Genomic DNA, 11,631 nt, shown 5'->3' on the forward strand with positions numbered 1-11,631 from the left:
TATCTATATTTTTTAAATCATTTCTTAAATCAGAATCTACAAATAGGAAATTACTATCAAAATTCTTGACAATTATAAATATGCCGAATATACTTTTATTAAGTAAATTTATGGAATGTTATAATGGTTAAGAGAAGGAGGATTTTATGTTAAGCTTTTTAAAGAATTATTCGTACTATTATGGTGGGGCTTATGAATTGTATTCTAATGTTAGTGAAGATACATTAGCAATAGCTGTTCTAGTAGCGTTAGTAGTTTCTATTACTGTTTATTTTGCGTTTTTATCAAAACGTAATAAAGGCCGATTTACTGGATTCGCAGGTTGGTTATATGAAGTATTGAATTTTGGTAAACTTATCGCAGAAGGTACACTTAAGATTTTTTATATGTTTATAGCATTATTCATATCAATTCTATCCATTGTACATATGAAAGAATCTTTCGTTGATGGGTTATTAAATTTAATCGTACTTAATATAGTAATTCGTGTTTGTTACGAGTTCACACTAATGTTTGTATCTTTTTATAAGAATACAAAAGAAATCAATAGTAAATTAAAAGGACAAAATGAAGATAACAATATAAATGGTGGACAAACCAGATATAATATGCCACCACAACAATCTTATGGACAACAACCTAACGTTCAGCAACAATATGGACAACCACCAATGAATGGTCAGCCTGTGGGGATGCAACAAGGTGCACCAGTACAACAAGCACCAGTGCAACCAAGACCAGTGCAGCAAGCACCAGTACAACAGACACCAGTGCAACAAGCACCAGTACAACAAGCACCAGTACAACAAGCGCCTGTACAACCAGCACAAAACACAGTTCAGTCTACTCCAGTACAACCTACACAAGATACTAACAGACAACAAGAACTACCAAAAATTCAGAATGTGAAGTATTGTCCGAACTGTAAAAATGTCGTTGAGAAAGAGGATGTATTCTGTCCAAACTGTGGAACTAAAGTAATTGAATAGAAGGAAAAGGCTGTTGCAAAAGTTACGAAAAGTCGTTTTTTTGCAACAGCCACTTTTTTTAGTCGCCTTTACTACATAGATGATTACTTCTTTCTTCAAAGAAAGCATTATTATCTGGATTAATTGATGAAGGTATGAAATCTTTCATTCTAGAATCTACTTGATTATTACCAGTTTTATTTCCTGAAGTAGAATTTGTCGTTTTATTAGTAGTAGTAGTCTTTTTTTGATCCACCGTGAAATATCCTTTCTGTATTATAGAGTCTCATTATTATCTTTTACACCATTAGTTTTCACGTCTAAAGTAAAAATATGCATTGTAATAATAATTACCTACTCCTGGTAATCTGCAAGTCCGCAGTTTGAGTTATTAATATTATTTATAGCTGACAAGACAGCTAACTTGACAAAATGAAGATAATGTGTAACAATACGTGTTAAAGAATTATAACGTTTACGATAGGAGTACATATGGAAGAGCTAGTAGAACAGTTGAGACTATTAAAAAAAGAAAGAGATGCAGTAATATTAGCACATTATTATGTAAGCGATGAGGTCCAAGCTGTTGCAGATTATGTTGGAGATTCTTACTATCTTAGTAAGGTTGCAACTACAGTGAAAGAACAAACCATTTGCTTATGTGGCGTGCAATTCATGGGAGAAAGTGCTAAGCTTTTAAATCCTAATAAGACCGTTGTCATTCCTGATAAAAATGCAGATTGTCCAATGGCACATATGGTTGATATAGACCGGATTAAGAGGGTGCGAGAAGAATATGAAGATGTAGCAGTAGTTTGTTATATTAATTCCACAGCACAGTTAAAGCAACATGCAGATGTATGTGTTACATCAGCCAATGCAATGAAGGTGGTTTCGTCTTTGCCAAATAAAAACATATTCTTCATTCCGGATGAACATCTTGGAAGATACATAGCTAGTAAATTACCAGAGAAAAATTTCATCTTTAATGATGGATTCTGTCATGTACATACAAGTATTACAGCTGAGAATGTGAAGAAGGCGAAAGAAGCAAGACCAGATGCAAAAGTTCTTGTGCATCCAGAATGTAAATTAGAAGTACTTGAATTAGCAGATTATATCGGTAGTACGTCAGGAATTATCGATTATGCTACAAATAGTCAGGACAAAGAATTTCTGATTTGTACAGAGATGGGAGTATTCTATGAATTGAATAAGAAAAACCCAGATAAACGATTCTATTCCGTTGGACATAGGCAATTTTGCCCTAATATGAAATTAATCACATTAGATAAAGTAGTTCGTTGCCTTAGTGAAATGTCACCAGTTATTGAGCTTGATTCTGATATAGCTGATAAAGCTAAACTTCCACTAGACAGGATGCTTGCGTTATCGTAAGGAGGCAATATATGATGCAAAGTAAATATCAAGTAATCGTTGTTGGAACAGGTGCTGCAGGCTTATATACGGCGCTTTCCTTGCCAAAAGATATGCAGATTTTAATGATAACCAAAGATGCTATGGAGAATAGTGATTCATACCTAGCGCAAGGTGGAATATCAGTATTAAAAGATGAGGAAGATTATGAATCCTATTTTGAAGATACTATGCGTGCAGGGCATTATGAGAATAATAAAGAATCTGTACAAGTAATGATTAAATCTTCAAGATCAATTATCAATGAATTAATAGGGTATGGTGTAGAATTTGATTGTAATGAAGATGGTAGTTTTGCATATACGAGAGAAGGAGCACATTCTACTTACCGAATACTTCGTCACGATGATATGACTGGTAAGGAAATCACTAGTAAGTTGATTATGCAAGTTAAAAGCCGAAGTAATATTGAAGTTATGGAATATACCACAATGATAGATCTGATTTCAAATGGTGATACTTCATCTGCATGTGAAGGAATCGTAATTGAGAAATCCACAGGTGAGATAAGGAATGTCTATGCCGATGCCGTTATATTGGCGACAGGAGGTATCGGAGGTTTATTCAAAAACTCCACAAACTTCACACATATTACAGGAGACAGCTTTGCGATAGCTTTGCGACACAATGTTGAATTACAAGATATACACTATATACAGATTCACCCTACTGCATTATATACGAATAAAAAGGGACGCAAATTCTTGATATCAGAATCCTTACGAGGGGAAGGTGCACTTCTACTTAACAGTAAAGGGGAGCGTTTTGTAAATGAATTGTTGCCTCGAGATGTAGTATCCGCTGCAATTAAGGAAGAGATGGAGAAAGAGGGAACGGATCATATTTATCTTAAACTCTCTCATTTACCAGCTGATATGATTATAAAGAGATTCCCTAATATCTATCAGAAATGTTTGGAGGAAGGGTATGACTTAACCAAGGAACCTATCCCAGTTGCACCAGCACAACATTATCTAATGGGAGGGGTTAAGGTTGATATAAATGGTGCCACCACATTAAAGAATCTATATGCAGTTGGTGAAACTGCTTGTAACGGTGTCCATGGTGCAAATCGTTTGGCCAGTAACTCGTTATTAGAAAGTTTAGTGTTTGCAAAAAGAGCCGCTGTTAAGATAGTAGAAGAGAATAAAAGAGTGATAGATAAACAGTTACAAATAAGTGCAGAGTATGATGCGGATGAAGTCCAAGAGACATTAGAGTCTCAAGTATTAGATGATCATAAACGTTACGAATTATTTAGACAACTAATTTGGAAAGAAATTAAACGAGAGGATGAAACATTCTATGTTAGATGGTGTAACAATGCATATTAATATTGACGAGTATCTTATGAATGCTTTGAAAGAAGACATAACAAGTGAAGATGTTACAACAAATTCTGTTATGAAATCATATAGAGAAGGGAGTGCTCAGTTAATCTGCAAGGAAGATGGAATAATTTGCGGCCTTTCAGTATTCACTAGAGTGTTTGAATTACTTGATAGTAAGGTAATCTTCGAAACAACGTATCAGGATGGAGATACTATGAAGAAAGGTGACTTAATTGGGACAGTAACAGGTGATATACGTGCTTTGTTATCTGGTGAAAGAACAGCTCTTAATTATCTTCAAAGAATGAGCGGTATTGCTACATATACTAAGGAATTTGCAGATGAATTAGTAGGATATAAAACTACACTTTTGGATACAAGAAAGACAACACCTAATATGCGTCCTTTTGAGAAATATGCAGTTCGTGTAGGGGGAGGATCTAATCATAGATATAATTTATCAGATGGTGTTTTATTAAAGGATAATCATATAGGAGCTGCAGGTAGTGTTACAAAAGCAGTAGCTATGGCCAAAGAATATGCACCTTTTGTTCGTAAAATTGAAGTAGAGGTTGAAAATCTAGACATGGTTGCTGAAGCAATTGAAGCAGGTGCAGATATTATCATGCTTGATAATATGGATAATGAAACCATGAAAAAAGCGGTTGAGATGATTGGTAATAAAGCGCAGACGGAGTGCTCTGGCAATGTTACAAAGAAACGTATCAAAGAAATTGCTGAAATAGGAGTAGACTTTGTATCGTCAGGGGCGCTAACCCATTCAGCACCAATTATAGATTTATCTCTTAAAAATTTAAGGCCAGTAGATTAAGAGCTAGTAATAATGTAAGAAAAGGGTAAACTTGTTTGTATCATTGCAACAAGATTACCCTTTTGTTTAGATAACTTGAATATCTATCTTCACCGAATTCACTTTATTATTATTTTTCTTATTATCAACTAAAATTCTTGCATATCGTTCTAAGTCTCTATGCTTTTTCAGAACTAATTCCTTACCGATTTCTAGGAGTCGATTAATTGCTTCTTCGGAAGTATCATCCATAGGAGGTACATTTTCTCTCACATTCGCTGCCACTCGTAAGTAATGGCTAGAAATTCCTAGAATGGAGTATAGCTTATTCAATTGGTAGTCTACTGTTTGCTCGCTTGCATCCATTAAGATATCTAAGATTGGAAATGCCCAATTAATAGCACCCCAATGACGTACTTTATTATATTCATAAGATTTTGAAGTTCTTACATTTCCGACTGAAAGAACCATGGTTTCTCTTATATCTTTAGTCTCATCAAGCTTCAAGGATTCAATAAGAGCACATAAAGCAGGATTGTTAGCAAATACTCCACCATCAATTAAACTATCTTCACAGGAGTTATATGTTTTGGTGCAGCTTGGTGGAAAGAAGGTTGGGGCAGCGGTAGAGGCAAGTACTGCATCTGCAAGATTATAGTTACGATCTTCAGATTTTAAACTAGATAGGGAGTTAAAGAAAAGGGAATCTCTTGTGGTCATATTATAAGCGGTTAATAGGCAGGGTTTTAGTAGATCAGCTGTTTTTACGTTACCGAAATACGAATTTAGTTCCGCTGTCAGCGCTTTGTTCTTATACTTAGGTCCCATTAGACCGCCAAGGGTACGTATTTTATGTAGAGGGTTTGTTTGAAACATGGATTTACCTTTGGTTAGATATAGGTTTAATGCATCAGAAGCTGTATATTTGGGACGATTACAGTCATTTGGACATAACAATAATGCTGCTAGGATAGAGCCTGTACTTGTACCAGCAATTAGGTCAAAGTAATCCACCAAATAAACAGTGTCTGTGCCAGAGTATTTCTTGATTATATCTTCTAATTCGATTAAAACTAGTGCGGAAACAATACCTTTAATTCCTCCGCCATCGATAGATAAAATAGTTGTACTCATATAGATACCTCCCTCTGATATATTATATGATAAAAAGGTATCCATATGAGTACGATGGTAATTATTTACTATTTAATACAAATATTATAATTCTAGATTCGCTTTTTGGCCTTTTTGTCCACGCTTACGCATACGGACTTTCTTGGCACTTAGCGTTTTATTATTATAAGTGAAGGATTCTAAATTAGAATCTTGTGCAGTAGCAAAGGCTATGAAGTCATTGCTATCTAGGGCAATCGCTTTGACACCGCGGCTTGTCTTCTTAAGTTCGGATACCTCTTCTAATAAAAATCCTAGAGAAGCACCCTTTTCAGTTACTAAGATTACTTTCATGGAATTTGATAAGATATCATGGGCAGTTAACACGACTATAGATATTAATTTATCATCAGCGTCTAATTTCGTTGAAGAAATAGCAGCACGATTCGTTTCAAATTCAGCTCCGGAGACTTGCTTGATGAAGCCGTTTTTAGTTGTAAACAACAATTGAGATTCAAATAATTTTTCAAAAGAAATATATAATAGGATATCTTCCTTATCTACCTTACATAAGGTTTGAACAAGAGCACCTTTATCCTTTGTCTTACCTTTTGGTATGGCACCCGCCTTGATTTGATACATATTACCTTGTGCTGTGAACAAGCAAAGCTTATCCGTATTCTTCATCTGAATAATATGAGCATATTCTTTCAAGGTTTCTTCTGAAGCACGGGTATAACTTGTTGAATCTAATGACTTGGTGTAACCAAACTTATCAATTAATATATAGATATCTTCTTCTTTGAATTCTTCCACATATCCTGTATTTTCCGCATTTTCAAGCATTGTGCGACGAGGTGTGTAAAAAGTCTTTTTATAGGTTTTAAGTCTGGATTTGATTACAGCAAAGAGTGCATTCTTATCAGATAAGACTCTTTGATATTCCTCAATATTAGCAAGAAGAGAATCATTTTCTTCATGTAGTTTAAGAATCTCTAAACCGATTAATTTACTAAGAGGCATAGCAAGGATTGCATCTGCTTGACGTTCTGTGAAAGATAATGTCTTGGCTTCCTTTTCACTTGCTTTTGTTTTGAATTTAATATCGGTTGTATCACCCGTAATCAAACAACCTTTTGCTTGTTTGATTGAACTACTTCCACGTAAAATTTCAATAATTAAGTCAATAACGTCAGTAGCTTTGATTAATCCTTCCACAATTTCTAATCGGTTTTGTGACTTTTCTAGAAGATGTTGGTACTCTTTTGTGTATAACTCTTCTTGGAAAGATACGAATTCTCCAATTAAAGTAGGAAGATTGAAGATAATTGGTTGTTGTTCTTTAACAGCTAATAGATTTACCCCATAAGTATCCTCAAGTTGAGATTTCTTATATAAGCCATTTAGTAGGTTTTGAGTATCGCGATCTTTCTTTACTTCAATAACAATACGAATACCTTCTTTTGAAGACTCATCACGTACATCGTAGATTTCATCAAAGACTTTGTCCTTCATTAATGTAGCTAATGTTTCTACCAATTTAGTTTTATTTCCTGCAACCGTATAAGGAATTTCGGTAATTACTATATTCTTACGACCATTATCCCCTGCTTCAATCTCTGTTTTGGCACGTAATTTAATTTTACCTTCACCCGTTGCATAGATCTTTTCCATTTCACTTTGGTTAATGATTGTACCACCTGTCGGAAAATCTGGTGCAGGTATGTATTTCATTAGTTTCTCAGTTGTGATATTAGGATTATCAATATATGCAATTACACCATCGATAACTTCACCCGTATTGTGAGGTGGAATGTTAGTAGCCATACCAACTGCGATACCAGTTGTTCCATTAATTAATAAGTTAGGTAGCATAGCTGGAAGAACGATTGGCTCCTTCTCACTATTATCGAAGTTTGGTACGAATGGAACGAGACCTTTATCTAGATTGCTTAACAATGTCATTGCACCATTTGATAGTCTAGCCTCTGTATAACGCATAGCAGCAGCTCCATCACCATCGATGGAACCAAAGTTTCCATGTCCATCAACTAATGGCATTGAGAGGGAATAATCCTCTGACATATGAACAAGTGCGTCGTAGATGGAAGTGTCCCCGTGAGGGTGGTATTTACCCATGGTATCACCGACGATACGGGCACTTTTACGATGTGGTTTATCAGGAGACAATCCTAATTCATTCATAGCGAATAAGATACGTCGTTGTACTGGCTTTAGACCATCACGTACATCTGGTAGTGCACGAGAGATAATTACGCTCATTGCATAATCACGATAGGAGTTTTTCATCTCCTCAGCAAAATCTAATTGTATAATATTATCCGATTTATTTGACATTATGAATTCCTTTCTATATTAGATATCATTAGCGAACTGCGAAACTCTTTTTAGATTGTGATGATGCTTAAAATCACCCATACTATTTGACGAAACACGCTGCATAGCTAAGAATTTCTAGGTGTGTGCGTAAGGTTTAACAAGACTCACGGAAACGCCTTCAACACGACATCCTGTCGTGGTGAAGGCTGGCTCGGCGTCCATGCCTCACCTTCCTATTCATTCAAACACCCACCAAGAAATTCTACAGCTATTGCGCTATCGTTTCTTACTAATTGTATGTGTGATCTTAAGCATCTATCTACGTTACTAAGAGTTTCGTAATTGTAGATGTATCAGACTAGTTTAATTAAATATCAACCTTAGCATATTTCGCTTCTTCCATTATAAAAGCACGGCGAGGAGGTACATTCGTACTCATAAGAGTAGTTGTTATCTCATCGGCTTCAACGGTATCTGAGATTTCTACGCGGGCTAGGATACGAGTTTCGGGATTTAGTGTTGTTTCCCATAACTGATCGGCATCCATTTCCCCAAGACCTTTGTAACGTTGTAAATTAAGTATCTTGATTCCTGGTCGTTTTCGGAATTTCTCTAATTCAAAATCATTAAATATATACTCAGACTGTTTTTTCTTCTTTGTTTTAGCAGCAGTATTTTCATATTCAACTTTATATAGTGGTGGTAGTCCTCGATATACTTTTCCTTCAAGAATTAATTCTGGCATGAATCGGTAGAAGAATGTAAGTAATAAGGTACTAATATGAGCACCATCTACGTCGGCATCGGTTAAGATAATGATTTTATCATAACGTAATTTGCTAATATCAAAATCATCACCAATTCCGCATCCAAAGGAAGCAATCATGGATTTGATTTCATTGTTAACTAAAATCTTCTCTAGGGCAGCTTTTTCAACATTAAGGATTTTGCCTCGAAGTGGAAGAACCGCTTGTGTACGACGGTTTCTTGCAGTTTTAACGGTACCACCTGCAGAATCACCTTCGACGATATATACTTCACATTCTTCTGGTTTCTTTGAAGAACAAGAAGCTAATTTACTTCTAGTGTCCACATCTAACAATTGTTTTAATACAGCATTTCTTGCTTTATCACCCGCGCGTCTTGCTTGGTAAGATTTTAAAGAGTTTTCAAGTATGGAACGAAGTACTTCTACGTTTTTATCTAAATAACGCTGTACTTCTAATGTAAATACTTCTTCAACCGCACTCTTAGCATCGGTGTTACCTAATTTTGTTTTTGTTTGTCCTTCAAATTGTGGATCTGGATGTTTGATGGAGATGATTGCAACAAGTCCGTTACGAATATCTTTTCCATCAAAGTTGTCATCTTTATCCTTTAGGATATTAAGTTCTCTTGCATATTGGTTCATAATACGTGTTAAGGCAGTTTTAAAACCTGTTACAAGGGTACCACCGTCAACTACGTTAATTCTGTTACAGTATGCATTGATTTGCTCTGAATAGCTATTCGTATATTGGAAGGCTAATTCCACCTCAATGTCACCGCTTGTACCTTCTGCATAGATAACGTCATCATGAATAAGAGTTGCTTCACGATTCAGATATTTTACAAAGCTTTGAATTCCGTATTCTTCGTGGTAAATTTTTTCTGTACCATCATACTCATTGGAAAATACAATCTTTAGATTTTTATTTAAGAAAGCGATTTCTTTTAATTTCTTTTTGATTGTCTCTACTTTGAATTCAACTGTTTCGAATATGGAGGCATCTGGATAGAAGGTTACACTTGTACCAGTATCTGATTTCGCACATTTACCTATGACAGGTATGTTACCGCCAACTAGTTCAGTAACAGGATGACCGCCATTTTCATATTCATCACGGTAAATTTGACCACCGCTACGAACTTCTACAATCATACGGCTTGATAAAGCGTTAACAACAGATGCACCAACACCATGAAGACCTCCAGATACTTTATAGGCTGATGAACCAAACTTACCGCCGGCGTGAAGAATAGTATATACAACACGCACAGTTGGAATTTTCTTTGTTGGATGAATATCTACAGGTACACCACGCCCGTAGTCACGAATTGTAATACCACCATCTTTTCGAAGTGTAATGTCAATTTGTGAGCAGAATCCTGCAAGATGTTCATCAATTCCGTTATCAAGTATTTCCCAAATTAAGTGATGTAAGCCCCTTGTACCAGTGCTTCCGATGTACATACCAGGTCTTTTTCTCACCGCCTCAAGGCCTTCGAGAATAACAATCTGGCTTCCGTTATATTGTTCCATGTAGATTATGTGCTCCTTTCGAAGTAGGTTGATGGCCTAGATAAATAGCCTCACACCAAGTTATTTATAATAAAATTATTTTTGCCTAGATAAAATAAGATACCCTAAAAGATTGTTGCGTATTTGCAACTAAATTATCCTAGCGGTATCAAGTCGTAACGATTATACCATAAATTATGAAATTTCGCTACAAACTATCGAAGAAAAGAGTTGTGAATAAGTACATTGTAGTATTCACAACTCTCTAATATTAATTCCATATTTAATTATTTACTTAAGGTTTTATAATGCAAATCCTTCTAATAATTCTCTAAGTGTTTCTGATTGGGTTAAAAATTCTTGACTAGCCGCAGAGCTTTCCTCAGAGAATGCAGAATTGGATTCCACAATTACAGAAATCTCTTGAATAGCTGCTAGCACATTATTCAGTTGAAAAGCCTGTGTTTCACATGCGGCTGTTATTTCATCTACCAATGTAGAAGTTTTAGTTGAGCTAGAAACAATATCAAGTAATAACTTGGCTGTATCATCTGCTAAAGCAAAACCATGGTGAATAGCATCTAATGATTCGTGAATAAGGCTTGTTGTATTACCAGCAGCTTTAGAACAATCATTTGCAAGTCTTCCAATTTGATCAGCAACTACAGCAAATCCTTTTCCTTGTTCTCCGGCACGAGCGGCTTCAATGGTAGCGTTCAAGGATAGAAGGTTTGTTTGGCTTGCAATATCATCAATTACTGCTATGATTTTAGAAATTTGATTTGATTGATTTGTTATTTGGTTCATAGCGCTTAATAATGTGTGCATATAAGTATTGCCTTTTTCAACAATTGCTAAGGAGTCGGTTGATATTTTGCTAACATCTTTTGCTTTAGTAGCGTTGTTTTGTACGACTGTTGTTATATCGTTGACTTGTTCAACAAGGGTGGAGATGGAATTATTCTGCTCTTGGGCGCCTTCTGCAATAGAACGGGAACTATTAGAAATCTGTTCTGCGCCAGTAGCAACTTGAATTGTGGAATCTTTAATATTTAAGATTAATTGGTTAAGATAGAGTGTAATCTCTGTTAAAGAATTCTTAATTGGAGCAAAATCACCGATATAGTCAATATCTACCGTTACAGTCATATCACGACTTTCAAGTTGCCCTAATGTGGTAGTAATGTTATGTATGTAAGATTTTAATGTATCGATTGTCTTATCTGTGGCGTTTGATAATTCATTTAATTCAATAATAGAAGATGGTTTAACAGAAACTTGTAGATTACCTTTAGCGAGTTCGTTCATAGCCTCTTTCACTTCTGTAATAGGAGAAACAATAGCACGAGA

Annotated in this window: 9 protein-coding genes; 4 read left to right on the plus strand and 5 right to left on the minus strand. The window is 35.4% G+C overall.

Going from position 1 to position 11,631, the window contains the following annotated elements; genetic code table 11:
- Positions 1-146 precede the first annotated feature (146 nt).
- Positions 147-989, plus strand: coding sequence for a zinc ribbon domain-containing protein (locus ACW2QF_RS03175; protein WP_455714547.1), 843 nt, complete (start codon positions 147-149; stop codon positions 987-989).
- 58 nt (positions 990-1,047) lie between these two features.
- Here ACW2QF_RS03175 and ACW2QF_RS03180 read toward each other — a convergent pair whose 3' ends face one another.
- On the minus strand, positions 1,048-1,224 hold the full coding sequence (locus ACW2QF_RS03180; protein ID WP_455714548.1) for a hypothetical protein: 177 nt from the start codon (positions 1,222-1,224) through the stop codon (positions 1,048-1,050).
- Between the two features lie 236 nt (positions 1,225-1,460).
- Here ACW2QF_RS03180 and nadA point away from each other — a divergent pair, with 236 nt between their 5' ends.
- Genes nadA through nadC form a run of 3 tightly spaced genes read left to right on the plus strand, consistent with a single transcriptional unit; the run spans position 1,461 to position 4,568 of the window.
- Positions 1,461-2,366: a quinolinate synthase NadA gene (gene nadA, locus ACW2QF_RS03185; protein WP_455714549.1), complete on the plus strand. Its 906-nt coding sequence runs from the start codon at positions 1,461-1,463 to the stop codon at positions 2,364-2,366.
- 11 nt (positions 2,367-2,377) lie between these two features.
- On the plus strand, positions 2,378-3,739 hold the full coding sequence (locus tag ACW2QF_RS03190; RefSeq protein ID WP_455714550.1) for an L-aspartate oxidase: 1,362 nt from the start codon (positions 2,378-2,380) through the stop codon (positions 3,737-3,739).
- On the plus strand, positions 3,711-4,568 hold the full coding sequence (nadC, locus tag ACW2QF_RS03195; protein WP_455714551.1) for a carboxylating nicotinate-nucleotide diphosphorylase: 858 nt from the start codon (positions 3,711-3,713) through the stop codon (positions 4,566-4,568). The genes ACW2QF_RS03190 and nadC overlap by 29 nt, the downstream gene beginning before the upstream one ends.
- 66 nt (positions 4,569-4,634) lie before the next feature.
- Here nadC and ACW2QF_RS03200 read toward each other — a convergent pair whose 3' ends face one another.
- The 4 genes from ACW2QF_RS03200 to ACW2QF_RS03215 form a co-directional block, all read right to left on the minus strand.
- A complete protein-coding gene (locus ACW2QF_RS03200; RefSeq protein ID WP_455714552.1) occupies positions 4,635-5,681 on the minus strand; it encodes a patatin-like phospholipase family protein in 1,047 nt (348 codons plus the stop codon).
- A gap of 84 nt (positions 5,682-5,765) precedes the next feature.
- On the minus strand, positions 5,766-8,018 hold the full coding sequence (locus ACW2QF_RS03205; RefSeq protein WP_455714553.1) for a DNA gyrase/topoisomerase IV subunit A: 2,253 nt from the start codon (positions 8,016-8,018) through the stop codon (positions 5,766-5,768).
- Between the two features lie 349 nt (positions 8,019-8,367).
- A complete protein-coding gene (locus ACW2QF_RS03210) occupies positions 8,368-10,302 on the minus strand; it encodes a DNA gyrase/topoisomerase IV subunit B (protein WP_455714554.1) in 1,935 nt (644 codons plus the stop codon).
- Between the two features lie 282 nt (positions 10,303-10,584).
- The coding region (locus ACW2QF_RS03215; protein ID WP_455714555.1) for a methyl-accepting chemotaxis protein at positions 10,585-11,631 on the minus strand (1,047 nt) is incomplete at its 5' end.

It is taken from the genome of Anaerosporobacter sp. (genome assembly GCF_965301125.1).